Origin of the sequence: Streptomyces dangxiongensis, from assembly GCF_003675325.1 — a bacterium.
Taxonomy (GTDB): domain Bacteria; phylum Actinomycetota; class Actinomycetes; order Streptomycetales; family Streptomycetaceae; genus Streptomyces; species Streptomyces dangxiongensis.
Map to the genome: position 1 here is coordinate 2,233,158 of NZ_CP033073.1, position 19,073 is coordinate 2,252,230.

Annotated in this window: 16 protein-coding genes and 1 pseudogene; 8 read left to right on the forward strand and 9 right to left on the reverse strand. The window is 71.6% G+C overall.

From position 1 onward, the window contains the following. Window positions 1–2: 2 nt before the first annotated feature. From D9753_RS09795 to D9753_RS09815, 5 genes are read right to left on the reverse strand one after another with little or no spacing between them, the layout of a single operon-like run. A complete protein-coding gene (locus D9753_RS09795; RefSeq protein WP_121786649.1) occupies window positions 3–803 on the reverse strand; it encodes an ABC transporter permease in 801 nt (266 codons plus the stop codon). Further along, the gene (locus D9753_RS09800) at window positions 804–1,733 is read right to left on the reverse strand and encodes an ABC transporter permease (protein ID WP_121786650.1); all 930 of its coding nucleotides are present in this window, start codon (window positions 1,731–1,733) and stop codon (window positions 804–806) included. Beyond that, window positions 1,733–2,884, reverse strand: coding sequence for an ABC transporter ATP-binding protein (locus D9753_RS09805; RefSeq protein ID WP_121790997.1), 1,152 nt, complete (start codon window positions 2,882–2,884; stop codon window positions 1,733–1,735). The genes D9753_RS09800 and D9753_RS09805 overlap by 1 nt, the downstream gene beginning before the upstream one ends. An 8-nt stretch (window positions 2,885–2,892) precedes the next feature. Then, window positions 2,893–4,140 carry a polyamine ABC transporter substrate-binding protein gene (locus D9753_RS09810; protein WP_121786651.1) on the reverse strand — a complete coding sequence of 416 codons (1,248 nt, stop codon included), beginning with the start codon at window positions 4,138–4,140 and terminating at the stop codon, window positions 2,893–2,895. 51 nt (window positions 4,141–4,191) lie between these two features. After that, on the reverse strand, window positions 4,192–5,745 hold the full coding sequence (locus tag D9753_RS09815) for a gamma-aminobutyraldehyde dehydrogenase (protein WP_121786652.1): 1,554 nt from the start codon (window positions 5,743–5,745) through the stop codon (window positions 4,192–4,194). Window positions 5,746–5,954: 209 nt separating this feature from the next. On the opposite strand from D9753_RS09815, the gene D9753_RS09820 reads away from it, so the two are divergent. After that, complete coding sequence (locus D9753_RS09820; RefSeq protein WP_121786653.1) at window positions 5,955–6,518, forward strand: NADAR family protein; 564 nt, start codon at window positions 5,955–5,957, stop codon at window positions 6,516–6,518. A 262-nt stretch (window positions 6,519–6,780) separates the two neighbouring features. On the opposite strand, the gene D9753_RS37810 is transcribed toward D9753_RS09820, so the two are convergent. Further along, window positions 6,781–7,779 (reverse strand): DUF4190 domain-containing protein, encoded by a 999-nt coding sequence (locus D9753_RS37810; RefSeq protein WP_240468101.1) that lies wholly within the window; start codon window positions 7,777–7,779, stop codon window positions 6,781–6,783. Between the two features lie 90 nt (window positions 7,780–7,869). Here D9753_RS37810 and D9753_RS09830 point away from each other — a divergent pair, with 90 nt between their 5' ends. The 3 genes from D9753_RS09830 to D9753_RS09840 all read left to right on the forward strand — a co-directional run bounded on the left by D9753_RS09830 (window position 7,870) and on the right by D9753_RS09840 (window position 11,030). Continuing rightward, entirely contained in the window at window positions 7,870–9,003 is a 1,134-nt protein-coding gene (locus D9753_RS09830; protein WP_394346804.1) for an adenosine deaminase, read from the forward strand. A 19-nt stretch (window positions 9,004–9,022) separates the two neighbouring features. Beyond that, window positions 9,023–9,709, forward strand: coding sequence for a glycerophosphodiester phosphodiesterase (locus D9753_RS09835; protein ID WP_121786654.1), 687 nt, complete (start codon window positions 9,023–9,025; stop codon window positions 9,707–9,709). Window positions 9,710–9,893: 184 nt separating this feature from the next. Further along, complete coding sequence (locus D9753_RS09840; protein WP_121786655.1) at window positions 9,894–11,030, forward strand: serine hydrolase domain-containing protein; 1,137 nt, start codon at window positions 9,894–9,896, stop codon at window positions 11,028–11,030. A 15-nt stretch (window positions 11,031–11,045) separates the two neighbouring features. On the opposite strand, the gene D9753_RS09845 is transcribed toward D9753_RS09840, so the two are convergent. The 3 genes and pseudogenes from D9753_RS09845 to D9753_RS09855 all read right to left on the reverse strand — a co-directional run bounded on the left by D9753_RS09845 (window position 11,046) and on the right by D9753_RS09855 (window position 14,573). Beyond that, window positions 11,046–11,576: a hypothetical protein gene (locus D9753_RS09845; protein WP_121786656.1), complete on the reverse strand. Its 531-nt coding sequence runs from the start codon at window positions 11,574–11,576 to the stop codon at window positions 11,046–11,048. Window positions 11,577–11,654: 78 nt separating this feature from the next. Beyond that, window positions 11,655–12,848, reverse strand: a complete 1,194-nt coding sequence (locus D9753_RS09850) for a polyamine ABC transporter substrate-binding protein (RefSeq protein ID WP_121786657.1) — start codon at window positions 12,846–12,848, stop codon at window positions 11,655–11,657. A 286-nt stretch (window positions 12,849–13,134) separates the two neighbouring features. After that, window positions 13,135–14,573, reverse strand: a pseudogene (locus D9753_RS09855) (gamma-aminobutyraldehyde dehydrogenase). A 170-nt stretch (window positions 14,574–14,743) separates the two neighbouring features. On the opposite strand from D9753_RS09855, the gene D9753_RS09860 reads away from it, so the two are divergent. The 4 genes from D9753_RS09860 (at window position 14,744) to D9753_RS09875 (ending at window position 18,970) form a co-directional block, all read left to right on the forward strand. Next, window positions 14,744–15,262, forward strand: coding sequence for an Lrp/AsnC family transcriptional regulator (locus D9753_RS09860; protein ID WP_121786658.1), 519 nt, complete (start codon window positions 14,744–14,746; stop codon window positions 15,260–15,262). Between the two features lie 19 nt (window positions 15,263–15,281). Then, window positions 15,282–16,646: an aspartate aminotransferase family protein gene (locus tag D9753_RS09865; protein WP_121786659.1), complete on the forward strand. Its 1,365-nt coding sequence runs from the start codon at window positions 15,282–15,284 to the stop codon at window positions 16,644–16,646. 195 nt (window positions 16,647–16,841) lie between these two features. After that, complete coding sequence (locus tag D9753_RS09870; protein WP_121786660.1) at window positions 16,842–17,582, forward strand: ABC transporter ATP-binding protein; 741 nt, start codon at window positions 16,842–16,844, stop codon at window positions 17,580–17,582. Further along, on the forward strand, window positions 17,564–18,970 hold the full coding sequence (locus tag D9753_RS09875) for a hypothetical protein (RefSeq protein WP_121786661.1): 1,407 nt from the start codon (window positions 17,564–17,566) through the stop codon (window positions 18,968–18,970). Before D9753_RS09870 ends, D9753_RS09875 begins: the two co-directional genes overlap by 19 nt. Window positions 18,971–19,073: the final 103 nt, after the last annotated feature.

A 19,073-nucleotide genomic window follows, 5' to 3' on the forward strand; every position in this document is an offset into this window, starting at 1 on the left:
GCTTATGCCTTGTGCTTGTTGCGGCGATTGCTGATGACCATCGACGTCAGCACGAACACCACGGCGACCAGGAACATGGCCGTACCGATGACGTTGATCTGCACGGGTGTTCCGCGCTGCGCCGACCCCCACACGAACATGGGGAAGGTGACGGTCGAACCGGCGTTGAAGTTGGTGATGATGAAATCGTCGAAGGAGAGCGCGAAGGAGAGCAGCGCGCCCGCGGCGATCCCGGGTGCCGCGATGGGCAGGGTGACCCGCACGAAGGTCTGCACGGGACCGGCGTACAGATCCCGGGCGGCCTCCTCCAGACGCGGGTCCATCGACATCACGCGCGCTTTGACGGCGGTGACGACGAAGCTCAGGCAGAACATGATGTGCGCGATGAGGATCGTCCAGAAGCCCAACTGGGCGCCCATGTTGAGGAACAGGGTGAGCAGTGAGGCGGCCATGACGACCTCGGGCATCGCCATCGGCAGGAAGATCAGCGAGTTGACGGCGCCGCGGGCGCGGAAGCGGTAGCGGACCAGCGCGAAGGAGATCATCGTGCCGAGGACGGTGGCGCCGATCGTCGCCCACACGGCGATCTGGAGGCTGAGGGACAGCGAGCCGCACATGCCGGCGACCCCGCACGGGTCCTGCCAGGCGTCCGTGGAGAACTGCTGCCACTCGTAGTTGAAGCGTCCCTTGGGCCGGTTGAAGGAGAACACCGTGACGACGACGTTCGGCAGCAGCAGATAGGCGAGCGTCAGCAGTCCCGCGATGACGACGAGACGGCGCTTGAGCCAGTTGACGAGGAACATCTAGACCAGGTCCTCCGTCCCCGACCGGCGGATGTAGAGCGTGACCATGGCCAGGATCGCGGCCATGAGGATGAAGGAGAGCGCCGCCGCCGTCGGGTAGTCCAGGATGCGCAGGAACTGCGTCTGGATGACGTTGCCGATCATGCGGGTGTCGGTGGAGCCGAGGAGTTCGGCGTTGACGTAGTCACCGGCCGCCGGGATGAACGTCAGCAGGGTCCCGGAGACCACGCCCGGCATCGACAGCGGGAAGGTCACTTTGCGGAAGGTGGTCCAGGGCCGGGCGTACAGGTCGCCGGCCGCTTCGTGCAGCCGCCCGTCGATCCGCTCCAGCGAGCTGTACAGCGGCAGGATCATGAACGGCAGGAAGTTGTACGTCAGTCCGCAGACGACCGCCAGCGGGGTGGCCAGCACCCGGTCGCCGGCCGTCCAGCCCAGCCAGTCGGTCAGGGCCAGGACGTGCAGCGAGTTCAGCGTGTGCACGACCGGGCCGTCGTCGGCGAGGATCGTCTTCCAGGCCAGGGTGCGGATCAGGAAGCTGGTGAAGAACGGCGCGATCACCAGGATCATGATCAGGTTCCGCCAGCGGCCCGCGCGGAAGGCGATCAGATAGGCGAGCGGGTAGCCGAGGAGCAGGCAGAGCACGGTCGCCGCGGCGGCGTAGAGGACGGACCGCAGGAACTGCGGCCAGTACTCGGACAGGGCGTCCCAGTACGTCGCCAGGTGCCAGGTGACCTTGTAGCCCTGTTCCAGGGAGCCGGTCTGCACGGACGTGGAGGCCTGGTAGAGCATCGGCAGCGCGAAGAAGACGACCAGCCACAGCAGGCCGGGCAGCAGCAGCCAGTACGGCGTGAACCGGCCGCGTCCGCGCGGGGGGCTCTTCTCGGGGGTGGTGGGACTGAGCGGCGGGGGCGCCTCGGTGAGCGTCGACATCAGGCGGCGACCTCTTCCTCGGTGCCCGCGTCGATGTCCTGCGCCGCGTCGAGGCCGAAGGTGTGCGCCGGGCTCCAGTGCAGGACCACCTCGGCGCCGGGGACGAGCCGGCCGTCGCGCTCGACGTTCTGCACGTACACCGACAGCTCCTCGCAGACGGGGCTGTCGATGACGTACTGCGTGGAGACGCCGATGAAGCTCGCGTCGGCGATCGTGCCGGTGATGCGGTTGCGGCCCGCGGGGACGGAGCCGGCGTCGTCGGCGTGCGTGAGGGAGATCTTCTCCGGGCGGATGCCGACCAGCACCGTGCCGCCGGCCGTCGTCGGGGCCGAACACCGCGCCTCGGACAGCACCAGCTTGCCGCCGCCCGCTGTCAGCACGAGGTCGTCGCCGCTGCGGGTGTCGACCTCGGCGCGGATGAGGTTGGAGGTGCCGAGGAAGTTCGCGACGAAGGTGGTCCGCGGGTTCTCGTAGAGGTCGGCCGGCGAACCGAGCTGCTCGACCCGGCCGCCGTTCATCACGGCGACCGTGTCGGCCATGGTCATGGCCTCCTCCTGGTCGTGCGTGACATGGACGAAGGTGATGCCGACCTCGGTCTGGATCCGCTTCAGCTCAAGCTGCATCTGGCGGCGCAGCTTGAGGTCGAGGGCGCCGAGGGGCTCGTCGAGGAGGAGCACCTTGGGGTGGTTGATGAGGGCGCGGGCGACCGCCACGCGCTGCTGCTGGCCACCGGAGAGCTGGTGCGGTTTCTTGCGCGCCTGCTCACCGAGCTGGACCAGGTCCAGCATCTCCTCGACCTGCTTCTTCACGCTCTTCACGCCCCGCCGGCGCAGGCCGAAGGCGACGTTCTCGAAGATGTCCAGGTGCGGGAAGAGGGCGTAGGACTGGAAGACCGTGTTCACGGGCCGCTTGTACGGCGGCAGGTGCGTGACGTCCTCCTCACCGAGGCGGACGGTGCCCGAGCTGGGCTCCTCCAGGCCGGCGATCATGCGCAGGGTGGTGGTCTTGCCGCAGCCGGAGGCACCGAGCAGGGCGAAGAAGGAACCCTGGGGCACGGTCAGGTCCAGCGGGTGTACGGCGGTGAAGGAGCCGTAGGTCTTGGAGATACCGGAGAGGCGGACGTCGCCGCTGTTGTCTGGTGTCGTCTTCATCGTCGTCGTCACGCCCCTGTGAGCTTCGCGAACTTCTCTTCGTAGGCCGTCTCTTCCTTCTGGCTCAGGGAGCGGAAGGCATGGGACTTCGCCTGCATGGCCTTGTCGGGGACGATCAGCGGGTTGTCCGCCGCGTCTTTGTCGATCTTCGCAAGGTACGGCTTCACCCCGTCGACCGGCGTCACGTAGTTGATGTACGCGGCCAGCTCCGCGGCCTGCCGGGGCTCGTAGTAGAAGTCGATGAGCCGCTCGGCGTTCGTCTTGTGGCGCGCCCTGTTCGGTACGCACATGTTGTCGGTCGACGTCACGTAGCCGCTGTCGGGGACGACGAAGTCGACGTCCGGGCTGTCCGCCTTGAGCTGGACGACGTCGCCCGCCCAGGCGACGCAGGCCGCGAAGTCGCCCTTGGTCAGGTCGGACGTGTAGTCGTTGCCGGTGAAGCGGCGGATCTGTCCTTTGTCGACGGCCTTCTGGAGACGGGCGATGGCCGCGTCGAAGTCGTCGTCGGTGAACTTCGCCGGGTCCTTGCCCATGTCGAGCAGGGTCATGCCGACGGAGTCGCGCATCTCCGACAGGAAGCCGACGCGCCCCTTGAGCCGGGGGTTGTCCAGCAGGTCGGAGACCGAGGTGACCTCGATGCCGTCGAGCGCCTTCCGGTTGTAGGCGATGACGGTGGAGATGCCCTGCCAGGGGTAGGAGTAGGCCCGCCCGGGGTCCCAGTCCGGGTTGCGGAACTGGGCCGAGAGGTTGCTGTAGGCGTGCGGCAGGTTCGACGGGTCCAGCTTCTGCACCCAGCCGAGGCGGATGAGCCGGGCGGCCAGCCAGTCGGTCAGGACGATGATGTCCCGGCCGGTGTCCTGGCCGGCGGCGAGCTGCGGCTTGATCTTGCCGAAGAACTCGTTGTTGTCGTTGATGTCCTCGGTGTACCTGACCGTGATCCCGGTCCGCCCGCGGAAGGCGTCGAGCGTCGGGTGGCGCTTGCCCTTGTCGTCGACGTCGATGTACTCGGTCCAGTTGGAGAAGTCCACCACCTTCTCCTTGGCCGAGTGGTCCTCGGCGGAGGTGCCGCCCTGGCTCTTGCCCGCCGCGGGGATCCCGCAGGCGCTCAGCGCCCCGAGGCCGCCGGCCGCGAGCGCGCCGCCCGCGGACGCCCGCAGCAGCGACCGGCGGGTCAGGCCGGCCCTGCCGTTGCGGAGGCTGCGCCGCATGGCCGCGACTTGCGGCGGGGTCAGGCGGTCGGGCTCGTACTGCTCCATGCGCGTGGTGCCCTTTCGGGAGGGATCGGCCTGGTCACTGGCCTGTCGTCGCTAGCGGTCCCCGAAGATCGTGCGGTGCCAGTCCTTCCGCGCCACCGCCGTGTTGTCGAACATGACGTGTTTGACCTGCGTGTACTCCTCGAACGAGTACACCGACATGTCCTTGCCGAAGCCGGAGGCCTTGTAGCCGCCGTGCGGCATCTCGCTGATGATCGGAATGTGGTCGTTGATCCACACGCATCCCGCCTTGATCTCGCGGGTGGCACGGTTCGCGCGGTAGACGTCGCGGCTCCACGCGGAGGCGGCGAGGCCGTACGGCGTGTCGTTGGCCAGCCGGATGCCCTCATCATCACCGTCGAACGGAAGCACGACCAGTACGGGGCCGAAAATCTCCGATCGGACGACCTCGCTGTCCTGCGGGGCGCCGGCGATCAGCGTGGGCCGGTAGTAGGCGCCCTTCGCGAGGTCTCCCCCGGGAGCCTCGCCACCGGTCACCACGCGCGCGTAGGCACGCGCACGGTCCACGAAGCCGGCGACCCGGTCGCGCTGGACGTGCGAGATCAGCGGCCCGAGGTCGGTACCGGGTGCGAACGGGTCCCCGAGCCGCACGGTCTCCATCAGCGCGGCCGTCCGCTCGACGAACGCCTCGTACAGCGGTCGCTGCACGTACGCGCGCGTGGCGGCCGTGCAGTCCTGGCCGGTGTTGATGAGCGCGCCCGCGACCGCGCCGTGGACGGCGGCGTCCAGGTCGGCGTCGTCGAAGACGACGAAGGGCGCCTTGCCGCCCAGCTCCAGATGCAGCCGCTTGACGGTGGCGGTGGCGACCTCGGCGACCCGCTTGCCGACGCCGGTGGAGCCGGTGAAGGAGGTCATGGCCACGTCCGGGTGGCCGACCAGGTGCTCCCCGGCCTCCCGCCCGGTCCCGGTGACGATGTTGACCACCCCGTCCGGGATCCCCGCGTCTTTGGCGGCTTGGGCGAACAGCAGCGAGGTCAGCGGGGTCAGCTCGGCGGGCTTCAGCACGATGGTGTTGCCCGCGGCGATCGCCGGGAGGATCTTCCAGGCGGCCATCTGGAGCGGGTAGTTCCAGGGCGCGATCGACCCGACGACCCCGATGGGCTCCCGCCGGACGTACGAGGTGTGGTCGCCGGAGTACTCACCGGCGGACTGCCCCTGGAGATGCCGGGCGGCGCCCGCGAAGAACGCGGTGTTGTCGATGGTGCCCGGCACGTCGAACTCGCGGGTGAGTTTGAGCGGCTTGCCGCACTGGAGGGACTCGGCGCGGGCGAGGTCCTCGGCGCGGTCGGCGAGCACGGCGGCGAACCGGTGCAGGGCGTCCGAGCGCTCGCCCGGGGTCGCGGCGGACCAGTCCGGGAAGGCGGCGCGCGCGGCGGCCACGGCCGCGTCGACGTCGTCGGCGCCGGCCAGTTCGTACGTGTACACCCCCTCGCCGTCGGCGGGGTCGACCACGGTGTGGGTGCGGCCCGAGGTGCCCCGGGTCAGCCGGCCGGCGATGAACTGCGCGCCGGCCGCGAAGCGGTCCTGCGCGGCGAATCGTTCCTCTGCGGTGAATCGTTCCGGGGTGGCGGTGCCCGGGTTGTGCATGTCGCTCTCCTCCGCCGTTCGCCCCGTCCCGGTGGGCGGGTGGCGTAGCTCCAGCTCGATTTGAGTGCCGATCCTGACAGAGGGAGTGGTCGTCAACAAGTGATTCCGTTGTTGCCTTTTGGTTACGCGACGGAATCTGTCGACCAGGTGTCGAGTCGAGGGACAAAAGGACGGACGGAGTGTCAGTGGTGCGTGCCACACTCGCGTGCATGGGGAAGATCGACGGGTTGGAAGCCCTGATCAGAGAGGGCCGGGCAGGGTCCCGGATCAAGTACCTCCACTTCTGGGGGCACCGGCCGCTGCGCGACGGCCGGATCGGCGCGAGCTGTCTCAGCCAGTGGTGGCCGTCACCCTTCGTGGTCGACGGGGTGGAGTACGCGACGGCCGAGCACTGGATGATGGCCGGCAAGGCCCGGCTGTTCGCGGACGCGGAGGCGGAACAGCGGGTGCTGGCCGCGGAGCATCCCGCCGAGGCGAAGAAGGCGGGCCGGCTGGTCCGCGGCTTCGATGACGCGGCATGGGAGCGGGAACGCTTCCGGATCGTGGTCGAGGGCAGCCTGCACAAGTTCGCGGCCGACGCGAACCTGCTGCAGTACCTGCTCGGCACCGGCGACCGGGTCCTGGTCGAGGCCAGCCCCGTCGACCGGGTGTGGGGCATCGGCCTGGCGGCGGACGACGACGCGGCCGGCGACCCGGAGCGCTGGCAGGGCCAGAACCTGCTGGGCTTCGCCCTGATGGAGGCCCGCGAGAGATTGGCAGGCGCGGGCGCCTGACGGCGGCGGGGGGCCGGGCGGTGGGCGGCCGAGCCGGGACGTGACCTGAGCGGGGGCGGGGGCCCGAGGCCGGGCGGGACCGCAGGAGGCGGGGGGACGGGACCCGGCGCGAGCGGGGACCCCAGGTGGGACGGGACCGCAACAAGCGGGAGGACGGGACCCGGCAGGCGCGGGGACCGAGCGGGAGCGGGGACCCCAGGTGGGGCCGGGACCCGAGCGGGATCACCGAGCGGGGGCGGACGGCTGTCGGGGGCGGGCTCTCTCAGGTGTTCATCGCGATGGCGAAGGCGAAGAGGGCCGCCACGAGGACGATCCCCGCGGCGCCGCAGATGAGGCCGGCCAGGGCCACACCCGGGTTGGTCGCCTCACCGCGGCGGGCCTTGGACCTGCCCACCGCGCCGAAGATCACCGCCAGGACGCCGAGCACCAGGGCCACCGGCCACAGCAGGAAGCCGGCCGCCGCGATGATGCCCAGCACCAGCGAGGCCGTCCCCATGCCGTTGCTCGGAGCCGGCTGCGGTCCGGGCCAGGCGTAGCCGGTGCCGCCGGGGTAGGGGCCGCCGCCGTACGGGGCGTGCGAGGGACCCGGGTAGCCGTACGCCGGAGCCGTCCCCGGGTAGCCGTACGGCACCTGGCCCGGACCGCCGGGGGCGATGGGGGGTGGCGGCACCGGTTCCGCCGCCCCCTGCCGGGCGGCGGGAGGCACGGGCGGAGCGTAGGGATGCGGCTGCGGGGCGCCGGCCGGCGGCGCGAACGGGTTCCCCTGGGGGGCCGGCGCCGCAGTCGGCGGCGCGAACGGGTTCGGCTGGGGGGCCGCAGTCGGCGGCGCGTACGGGTTCGCCTGCGGGGTCGGCGCCGCAGGCGGGGGCGCGTACGCGTTCGGCTGGGGGGACGAGGGGGACGACGGCGGTGCGAACGGGTTGCCCTGCGTGGCCGAGGTCGGCGGTGCGTACGGGTTCGGCTGCCGGGCCGGGGGCGTGGGGGCCGAACCGGCGGCCGGGCTCGCCCATGGCGTGGGGGCGGATGCCTCCGGGGCCGCCGGGAACGAGGTCAGCGTCCGCTGGTCGTGGACGGTACCCGCGCCGGGACCGGGGACAGGGCCGGGGACAGGGCCGGGGGCCGGGGCCGCGTCCCGCACCGGTGCTTCCTTCGCGGCCGGCGCCGCCTGCGCCGCGTCCTTGTCCAGGGAGACCCGGGGCGCCCCGGACCCGCCCCCGGCGGCCTGCTCCCCCGGCATGGACTGCGGCACCTCGTCGGACATGGCGGAAGGACCCCTCTGCTGGACGTTCCGTCATGCTACGGGCAGGCCGGGACCCCGCGGCCCGGGGCCTACGATGATCCCGCGTCACCGATCAGCCGATCACCGCGCCCGGACGACCGACGCCGTTCCACGGGCGCCCGTCCCGGGGAGGACCCCTTGACCGACAGCTCCGTACCCGCCGCCCGCGCCACCGGCGGCGATCTGCACGCCTTCATCGCCGGGCTGCCCAAGGCCGAACTGCACGTGCACCACGTCGGCTCCGCCTCCCCCCGGATCGTCGCGGAACTGGCCGCCCGCCACCCCGACTCCAAGGTCCCCACCGACCCCGAGGCCCTGGCCGACTACTTCACCTTCACGGACTTCGCGCACTTCATCGAGGTGTACCTGTCGGTCGTGGACCTCATCCGCACCCCGGAGGACGTCCGGCTGCTCACCTACGAGGTGGCCCGGGACCTGGCCCGGCAGCAGGTGCGGTACGCCGAGCTGACCATCACCCCCTTCTCCTCCACCCGCCGCGGGATCGAGGAGCAGTCCTTCATGGCCGCGATCGAGGACGCCCGCAAGGCGGCCGAGGCCGAGTTCGGGACCGTACTGCGCTGGTGCTTCGACATACCCGGCGAGGCCGGTCTCGAGGCGGCCGAGGAGACCACGCGGCTGGCCACCGACGACCGGGTCCGTCCGGAGGGCCTGGTGTCGTTCGGGCTCGGCGGGCCCGAGATCGGCGTGCCCCGGCCGCAGTTCAAGCCGTACTTCGACCGGGCGCTCGCGGCCGGTCTGCACTCCGTTCCGCACGCCGGTGAGACGACCGGCCCGCAGACGGTGTGGGACGCGCTGACCGAGCTGCGCGCCGAGCGGATCGGGCACGGCACCAGCTCGGCGCGGGATCCCCGGCTGCTCGCCCATCTCGCCGAGCACCGCATCCCGCTGGAGGTGTGCCCGACCTCCAACATCGCCACCCGCGCGGTCCGCACCCTGGACGAGCACCCGCTCAAGGAGTTCGCGCGCGCCGGGGTGCTGGTCACGATCAACTCGGACGACCCGCCGATGTTCGGCACCGACCTCAACAACGAGTACGCGGTGGCCGCCCGTCTCCTCGGTCTGGACGAGCGCGGTCTCGCCGACCTCGCGAAGAACGCCGTCGAGGCCTCGTTCCTGGACGCGGAGGGCAAGGCGCGGATCATCGCGGAGATCGACACGTACACCACCGGGCGGCTCGCCTCCTGACGCCCACCACAATGGGGTCATGCAGACCGTGACCGCCGTGGCCCACCGCGGCGACCCCTACCGTTTCCGCGAGAACACGACCGACTCGCTGCGTTCCGCGCTCGACCTGGGCGCGGACGCCGTCGAGATCGACGTACGGCTCACCCGTGACGGCGTCCCCGTGCTGCTGCACGACGACACGCTCCAGCGGCTGTGGGGGGTGGAACGGCCACTGCGCTCGCTGTCCGCCGAGGAGGTGCGCGGTCTCACGGCGGGCGGGGTGCCGACGCTGGCGGAGGCTCTGGCCGCGACCGGTGACAGCCGGGTGCTGGTGGACCTGTGCGGACGGGTCGACCGCCGGACGGTCGAGCGGGTCCTGGACGCCGTACGGCAGAGCGGGGCCCGGGACCGGGTGTACTACTGCGCGGGCGCCGAGGCGATGCTCGCCGTCCGCGCCGCGGACCCGGCCGCCGAGATCGCCCTGACGTGGACGTCCTCGGCGCCGCCGCGGCCCGCGCTGCTGGCGGTGGTGCGCCCCCGCTGGCTCAACTACCGCTTCTCGCTGGTCGGCCGGGAGCTGGCCGCGCGGGTCCACCGCGACGGCTGCCTGCTGTCGGTGTGGACCCCGGACACCCGCCGCGCCATGCGCCGGCTGCTGGACCTCGGGGTGGACTCGATCACGACGAACCGCATCGACGTCCTGCACACCCTGCGCACCCCCCGGTGACCGCGCCGCCCCCCGGGGGACCAGGCGCCCCCGTAGGGGTGATCCCTGGCGATTCCCTTGAGGAGACGGGCGTTGCTCGGGGCAGAGCGGGGGTCGTATGCCCTCCTCGGTGAGGATCCGCCCTCCGCCCCGGCGCCGGAGGATGATCTCGCGTCCTCTTCCCGATCTCCTCAAGGAGTCCCGCATGCGCCGAAACAGCCGCTCCCTCCTCCTGGCCACCGGTCTCGTCGCCGCGCTGGCCGCCGGCCCGCTGGCCGTTCCCGCGTCCGCCGCGCCGCCGGTGCCGGCTTCCGCCGGTGCCACGGCCGGCCCGGACGGCGAGGCCCTCGCCGCCGCGATCGCCGGGCTCCCCGACCAGGACGCCACCGCCGCACTGCTCCGCGTCGGCGGCGACGGGACCTGGCGCGGGACGGCCGGCGTACGGGACGTCAGGACGGGGGCACCGGCGCTGGAGAACGGGCGGTTCCGGGCCGGGTCGGTGACGAAGGTGGTCACCGCGTCGATCGTGCTCCAGTTGGCCGCACAGGGCCGGATCGATCTGGACGGCACCGTGCAGCGGTACCTGCCGGGCCTGCTCACCGATGAGTTCTCCCCCATCACCGTGCGGCAGCTACTCGATTACACCAGCGGTCTGCGCCCGGGGGCGTCGTTGGGCGACACCGTCGAGGACGGTTATCCGCACCGCTTCGAGACGCTGACGCCCCGCCAGGTGGTGGCGGCCTCCGTGGCGCAGGGTCCCGCGGACGCGCCGGGTGCGCGGCAGGAGTACGGCAACATCCACTACACCGTGCTCGGCATGCTCATCGAGAAGGTGACCGGTGACACATACGCGCACCAGGCCGAGGTGCGGATCTTCCGGCCGCTCGGTATGCGGCACAGCTCCTTCCCGGCCGGTGCGGATCCCCGCATCCACGGGCCGCACAACCGCGGCTACGACTGGATCGACGGCAAGCTGGTCGACGTGACCGACTGGAACATGACCGACCGCTTCGCCGCCGGCGACCTGATCTCGACGAACGCCGATCTGGAGCGGCTGCTGGTGGGGCTGTTCCGCGGCCGGGTGGTGCCCGAGCCGCAGCGGACGGAGATGTTCACGCTGCCCGACGTGCCCGGGGCGCGGTACGGGGCGGGGCTGGAGCGCTTCGAACTGAACGGCCGGGTGATCTGGGGCAAGACCGGCTCGCGCCCGGGGTACGCGACGGTGATCGCGGCGACCCGGGACCTGTCCCGCACCCTGGTCTACTCGGTCGACTCCACGGACGCGAAGGGCGACGGTCTCGCCGTCGCCCAGCGCTTCGCGTTCCCCGCGTTCAACCGCTGACGTACCGCGCCGGGTTCATCCCGCCGCGCCGACGGCCGCGGGCGCGAGCGGCGCGACGAGCGCCTCCAGCCGCTTGATCTTCTTCCGTACGACGTACAGCGGGATCACTCCGAAGACGCCGAACGACATGTCGATCAGGGTCCACCAGAAGGGGATCCCGCGGACGGGACCGCAGACGAGGGCGAGCGGGACGATCCCGGCGCAGGCGATCATCCCGAACTCGACGACCCAGATGTTGCGCACGGGGTCGCGGTACGGGCCGTAGAAGGCGACGGCGATGGCGAGGTGCGCGAAGGCCAGCCAGTCGGTGCCGTAGAGGACGAAGGGGTGGTCGGCGTCGACGGCGTCCAGCCCGTCGCGCACCCGGGAGATCCAGCCCGTCAGTCCCGGCAGATGCTCGGGCACGGACAGCGCGCGCAACGCGCTCTCGGTCCAGCGCAGTTCGTGCACCAGCGGGAACGCGGTGGCCCCGCTCAGCACGAGACACACGACGAAGAGAACCAACCAGACGCGGATGCCCCTGAGCAGGGCGGCTCTGTCGCTCATGCCCGAACCCTACGCCCAGAATTGAACGCGTTCAAAACAGCCCGGCGGTTGCCCGTCCACCACCCCGCGGGCGCGTCGTCACAGACCCGCGATCCGGTTCCAGCGCCGGGCGAACTCCCCGCGTTCCGTGGACGTGATGTCACGGGCGATCGCGAGACGCTTGCGCATGCCGGCGTCCGGGAAGATCAACGGGTTGTCGGCGAGGGCCGCGGTGTCCTTGTCCCGGGACGCGGCCAGGACGTCGCGGGCGGCCGGGACCGGGCACACGTAGTTGACCCAGGCGGTGAGCCGCGCGGCGGGCCCGGGGGCGTAGTAGTAGTCGATCAGGCGCTCGGCGTTGGCCTTGTGGCGGGCCCGGTCGGGGATCATCAGGGAGTCGGACCACAGCTCGGCGCCCTCCTCGGGGACGACGAAGCGGATGTCGGGGTTGTCGGCCTGGAGCTGGATGACGTCGCCGGAGTACGCCTGGCAGGCCAGCACATCGCCGCTGACCAGGTCCTTGGTGTAGTCGTTGCCGGTGAAGCGGCGGATCTGGCCCCGCCGGACCTCCCGCTCCACCTGGTCGCACATCCGGTGGAAGTCGTCGGCGGTCCACCGCGTGATGTCCACGCCGTTGCCCTGCATGAGCAGCGCGAACGCCTCGTCCAGGCCGGACAGGAGCGTGACCCGGCCCTTGAGGTCCTTCGCCCACAGGTCGGAGACGCGGCGGATCTCGCGGCCGAGCCTGCGGTGGTCGTAGGCGATGCCGGTGATGCCCGACTGCCAGGGCACGGTGAACCGGCGGCCCGGGTCGAAGGCGGGTGAGCGGAGCAGCGGGTCCAGGTTCTTCGCCACGTTCGGCTGGCGGGCGCGGTCCATCTCCTGGACCCAGCCCAGGCGGACGTAGCGGGCGCACATCCAGTCGCTGATGACGATCAGGTCCCGGCCGGTGGCCTGGTGGTTCATCAGCGCCGGGCTGATCTTGCCGAAGAACTCGTCGTTGTCGTTGATCTCCTCCACGTAGTCGACGGAGATCCCGGTACGCCTCCCGAACGCCTCCAGCGTGGGCCGGCGGCTCGGGTCGTCGTCGTCGGTGTCGATGTAGAGGGGCCAGTTCGCCCAGGTCAGCTTCCGGTCGGCCGCCGACCGGTCGGTCGCGGACCGGTCGCCGGGCCGGACGTAGGCGGCGGGTACCCCGCAGCCGGCCAGGGCACCGAGCGCGGCGGTGCCGCCGAGGGCGGCGAGGAGGGAGCGGCGGGACGGCGCGGACGTACGGGTAGAAATCTGGGGCACCCCGGAAGCATGCCGTCCCGGCGCGCGGCCGGACAATCGACGCTGCGTCGAGCGGGACGGCGCCGGGCCGACACCTTGTCGATCAAGCGCGCGGTGCGTGCGTCCACCGCCGGTCGGCCACCCGGCGGCACGACACAGCGCGGCCCGCGGACGGAGAGGTGATCCGTCCACGGGCCGCGCTGCGGGGCGCCGCCGATGCCCTGTTCCGGCGACACCGTCAGTTCAGCGACACCGTGACGTGCTTGATCCGCCGCCGGTCCAGCGACGTCACGTGCTTGATCCGCCGTCAGTCCAGCGACGTCATCACGTGCTTGATCCGGGTGTAGTCCTCGAACCCGTACCCCGACAGGTCCTTGCCGTAGCCGGACTTCTTGAAGCCGCCGTGCGGCATCTCCGCGACCAGCGGGATGTGGGGGTGTTGATCCACACGCAGCCGAAGTCCAGCTTCTTGGACATGCGCATCGCGCGGCCGTGGTCCTTGGTCCACACCGAGGACGCGAGGGCGTACTCGACGCCGTTGGCGTACGCGAGGGCCTGCTCCTCGTCCGTGAAGGACTGGACGGTGATGACCGGGCCGAAGACCTCGTTCTGCACGATCTCGTCATCCTGCTTCAGGCCGGAGACGACGGTCGGGGCGAAGAAGTAGCCCTTGTCGCCGACCCGCTCGCCGCCCGCCTCGACCTTGGCGTGCGCCGGGAGGCGGTCGATGAAGCCGGCGACCTGCTTGAGCTGGTTGGGGTTGTTCAGCGGGCCGAAGAGGACGTCCTCGTCGTCGGGCTGCCCGGTCTTCGTCTCGGACGCGGCCTTGGCGAGAGCCGCCACGAACTCGTCGTGGATGGACTCCTGGACGAGCACGCGGGTCGCGGCCGTACAGTCCTGGCCGGCGTTGAAGAAGCCCGCGACGGAGATGTCCTCGACGGCCTTGGCGATGTCGGTGTCCTCGAAGACGACGACCGGGGCCTTGCCGCCCAGCTCCAGGTGGACCCGCTTGAGGTCCTTGGACGCGGACTCGGCGACGGACATGCCGGCGCGTACGGAGCCGGTGATGGAGGCCATCGCCGGGGTCTCGTGCTCGACCATCAGGCGGCCGGTGTCGCGGTCGCCGCAGATGACGTTGAAGACGCCCTCGGGCAGGATCGAGCCGATGATGTCGGCGATCAGGACGGTGGAGGCCGGGGTGGTGTCCGACGGCTTCAGGACGACCGTGTTGCCGGCCGCGACGGCCGGGGCGAACTTCCACACGGCCATCATCATCGGGTAGTTCCACGGCGCGACCTGCGCGCAGACGCCGACCGGCTCGCGGCGGACGATCGAGGTCATCCCGTCCATGTACTCGCCCGCCGAGCGGCCCTCCAGCATCCGCGCCGCGCCCGCGAAGAAGCGGATCTGGTCGACCATCGGCGGGATCTCCTCGGAGCGGGTGAGCCCCACCGGCTTGCCGGTGTTCTCGACCTCGGCCGCGATCAGCTCCTCGGCGCGCTCCTCGAACGCGTCCGCGATCTTCAGGAGGGCCTTCTGCCGCTCGGCGGGCGTGGTGTCGCGCCAGGCGGGGAAGGCGCGGGCGGCGGCCTCCATGGCGGCGTCCACGTCCGCCTGCCCCGACAGCGGCGCGGTCGCGTAGGCCTCGCCCGTCGCGGGGTTGACCACCTCGGTGGTCCGTCCGTCGGCGGCGTCCCGGAACTCACCGCCGATGTAGTTGCGCAGACGACGCAGCTCGGTGCTCACTGCCGGCCTCCTGATCTGGTTCTGGCTGTCCAAACGCTGAGACACACACCCTAGTCGCCATACCCACGTTTTCAACACCCCCACCGCCGCCGCTTCTGCGAAATCCGCAAGGTCCGGTCTCGTAAACAACGAATTTCATCGCTCGCACCTTGCGAAACTGTCGAGACGTCGTGCAGAGTGAGGTCGTGGCCAGTCGAAGCGCAGACCAGAGGGACTCGTCCCGCGAGTCCAGGAACGGCACCCCCCAGTTGGATGCCGTCTCCCTCGCCATCATCCAGCAGCTCCAGGAGGACGGCCGCCGGCCGTACGCCGCGATCGGCAAGGCCGTGGGCCTGTCGGAGGCGGCCGTGCGCCAGCGCGTGCAGAAGCTGCTGGACCAGGGCGTGATGCAGATCGTCGCCGTCACGGACCCGCTCACCGTGGGCTTCCGCCGGCAGGCGATGGTCGGCATCAACGTCGAGGGCGATGTCGAGTCGATCGCGGACGCGCTGACCGACATGTCGGAGGTCGAGTACGTGGTGATGACCGCGGGCTCGTTCGACATCCTCGCGGAGATCGTCTGCGAGGACGACGACCACCTGCTGGGCGTCATCAACAAACGCATCCGTGCCCTGCCCGGCGTGCGCTCCACCGAGAGCTTCGTCTACCTGAAGCTCAAGAAGCAGACCTACATGTGGGGAACCCGATAACCGTGAGGACCCGATAACCGTGAGCTCCAAGGACCTCAGCCGCACCGCGTACGACCACCTGTGGATGCACTTCACCCGCATGTCCTCGTACGAGAACTCCCCCGTCCCCACCATCGTCCGGGGTGAGGGCACCTACATCTACGACGACAAGGGCAAGCGCTACCTCGACGGTCTCGCGGGTCTGTTCGTGGTCCAGGCCGGTCACGGCCGTACGGAACTCGCCGAGGCCGCGTTCAAGCAGGCCCAGGAGCTGGCCTTCTTCCCGGTGTGGTCCTACGCCCACCCCAAGGCCGTCGAGCTGGCCGAGCGCCTGGCCGACTACGCCCCGGGCGACCTGAACAAGGTCTTCTTCACCACCGGTGGCGGCGAGGCCGTCGAGACCGCCTGGAAGCTCGCCAAGCAGTACTTCAAGCTCCAGGGCAAGCCGACCAAGTACAAGGTCATCTCGCGTGCGGTCGCCTACCACGGCACCCCGCAGGGCGCCCTGTCCATCACCGGCCTGCCGGCCCTGAAGGCCCCCTTCGAGCCGCTGGTCCCGGGCGCCCACAAGGTCCCGAACACCAACATCTACCGCGCCCCGATCTTCGGTGACGACCCCGAGGCCTTCGGCCGCTGGGCCGCCGACCAGATCGAGCAGGAGATCCTCTTCGAGGGCCCCGAGACCGTCGCGGCCGTCTTCCTGGAGCCGGTGCAGAACGCCGGCGGCTGCTTCCCGCCGCCGCCCGGGTACTTCCAGCGCGTGCGCGAGATCTGCGACCAGTACGACGTCCTGCTCGTCTCCGACGAGGTCATCTGCGCCTTCGGCCGCCTGGGCACGATGTTCGCCTGCGACAAGTTCGACTACGTCCCGGACATGATCACCTGCGCCAAGGGCATGACCTCGGGCTACTCCCCGATCGGCGCCTGCATCGTCTCCGACCGGATCGCCGAGCCGTTCTACAAGGGTGACAACACCTTCCTGCACGGCTACACCTTCGGCGGCCACCCGGTGTCGGCCGCGGTGGGTCTGGCCAACCTCGACCTGTTCGAGCGGGAGAACCTCACCCAGCACGTGCTGGACAACGAGGGCGCGTTCCTGTCGACCCTCCAGAAGCTGCACGACCTGCCGATCGTCGGCGACGTCCGCGGCAACGGCTTCTTCTACGGCATCGAGCTGGTGAAGGACAAGAACACCAAGGAGTCCTTCAACGACGAGGAGACCGAGCGCGTCCTGTACGGCTACCTCTCCAAGGCGCTGTTCGACAACGGCCTGTACTGCCGTGCCGACGACCGCGGCGACCCGGTCGTCCAGCTCGCCCCGCCGCTGATCTCCGACCAGGGGACCTTCGACGAGATCGAGCAGATCCTGCGCGCGACGCTGAGCGAGGCGTGGACCAAGCTCTGAGCCGCACGCGTCCGCTCAGTTGATCACACCGGCCCCGGTGCCGCCCGTTCGAGTGAGAACGGCGGCCCGGGGCCGTGTGCCGTCCGCCCCCGCCCCGGTGAGCTGCCTAGCGTGCAGTGACCGATCGGCCCAGGCTTCGTTCGCCCACATGGGGGATCAGGCACGGGAATACGGATCAGAACCGAGGTGACGCGCATGGAGTCCCCGCCGGACAACGACGTGCTCTGGGCACGCTCCCTGCACTTCAGGCACCGCGACGGCTCCCCCGGCCTCGCCGGGGTGTCGCTCGGCGTACGGGAGGGCGAGATCCTCGCCGTCAGCGGCCCACGCGGCAGCGGCAAGACGACCCTGCTGCGCTGTCTGTCCGGCCAGGTACCGGTGGGCACCGGCGAGGTCTGGTTCAACAGCGCCCCCGTGCACACCCTCGGCCCGGTGGCCCGCGAGCGGCTGCGCCGGGACCGCTTCGGCTGGATCGACCCCGAACCGGTGCTGATCCCCGAGCTGAACGTCTGGGAGAACGCGGCCCTCCCGCTGATGCTGCGCGGCACCGGGCGCCGTCGCGCCAAGGCCGCCGCGCTGGAGTGGCTGGAGCGGCTCGACGTCGGCGACAGGGCCCGCAGCCGCCCGCGGGAACTGCGGCAGGCCGAACGCCAGCGCGTCGCCATCGCCCGCGCGCTCGCCCCCGCCCCGACGGTCCTCTTCGCCGACGAACCCACGGCCACCCTGCACCGCGCCGACCGCACCCACGTCCTGCGCACCCTGACCACGGCCGCCCGCTCGCACGGCATCACGGTCGTCCTCGCCACGCACGACGCCGACACCGCCGCCCTCGCCGACCGCACGGTGAACCTGCTGGACGGGCGGCGCGTGCACACCGTGCACCTGCCGGACGCCCCCGACGCGGAAGGCCGGGCCGCGTGCTCGCTCTCCGCCTGACCCGCGCCGCCCGGCCCGCCGTGCAGCTACGCCGCCTGCTGGTGGCCGCGGCCGCGGCGGGCACCGCTTTCCTGCTGCTCGCCTGCCTCGGTTACGCCCTCGGCCACCCCGACGCCGCGGGCCCCGCCGCGATGCGCCTGGCCTGGTGCGCGGTGCCGCTCGCCGCCACGGTGTACTTCGCGGTCGCGGTCGCCCGCACCGACCCGGCGACCCGGCCGCGCCCCGGCCTGTCCGCCGTGGGCCTCGGGCCGGCCCGCCTCATGGCCGTCTCCGCCCTGTCGACGGCCCTGGCCTGCGCCCTGGGCTCCGCGCTGGCCCTGCTGTTCTTCCTCCGCCTGCGGGGCGACCTGACGGGCATGCCGTTCGGCGGTGCGGCGGCCGACTTCCTGGCCGCCGACCAGCCCCTGCCGCTACCGGCGGCGCTGACGCTGCTCGCCCTGGTCCCCGCCGTCGCCGCCGCGGCGGTGGCCCTGGCCCTGCGCCCGCGGGACCCCCGCCCGACGGCACCGGCCGCCCGCGGGTACGGCCGCTTCGGGGCGTACGGCGACGCGGCGGCACGGGAGACCTTCGGGGCGTACGGGAGGTTCGGGGCGCGGTTCGGCCGACGGCCCGCGGCCGGCACCGAGAACGGCGGGCGCCCCGACCGCGACACCGCGGCCGGCCGAGCCGCCGGGGCCGGCCGAGCCGCCGTGGCGGCAGCCGCGGGTGCGGAGCACGGCGAGGCGGCACCGGACACGACGGCCGACCCGGCACCGCCCGCGCCGGACACCGAACGAGGCGAGCCGGAGCCCGCGTCCCTCGGCGGTGCGCCCGCCACCCCCGCCGGTCTCCCCTGGGGCGTGGCTCTCCTCGCCGCCGGACTCGCCGCCCACGCCTACGCCGGCCGTGTCACGCCCGGCCTCTCCCTCACGGTGCTCCCCGGCTGGGTGCTCACCGCGAGCGGTCTCGTCCTGGCCTCCCCCGGCCTGACCCACCTGTGCGGCCGGCTCCTCCAGTCCGTCCGGCCGGGAGTGCTCCGGCTGCTCGCCGGCCGGGTCCTCATGGCGGAGGCCGCCCGGGTCGGCCGTCCGCTGGGCGTGGTCTGCGCGGTGGGGTCCGCCGGTTGCGCCGTGACCGCCCTGTACGGCGGTGACTCCGTCCCCTTCTCCGGCCCGCTCACCACCCTCGGTGGCCTGGTCGTCGCGGGCTGCACGGTCGCCACGCTGTTCACCGCGGCCGTGGAGGCCCGCCAGTGCCGCGCCGACACCGTCGCCGCGCTGCTCCGCCTCGGCGCGCCCGCCATGCTGCTGCGCGCTGCCGCCGCCCTGCGGGCCGCCGCGTTGCTGGCGCTGTTCGCCCCGCTCACCCTGGCGGTCGCCGTCCTGTCGGCGCTGCCGGTGGCCCGCTGAGCGCTCGGGCACGAAAAAAGATTCCCGTCCGGCGATGAGTCCTGTGCCTGCCGCCGGTCCACCCCACCGGAACGCGACACACCGCGCCGCACCCACGGAAGAG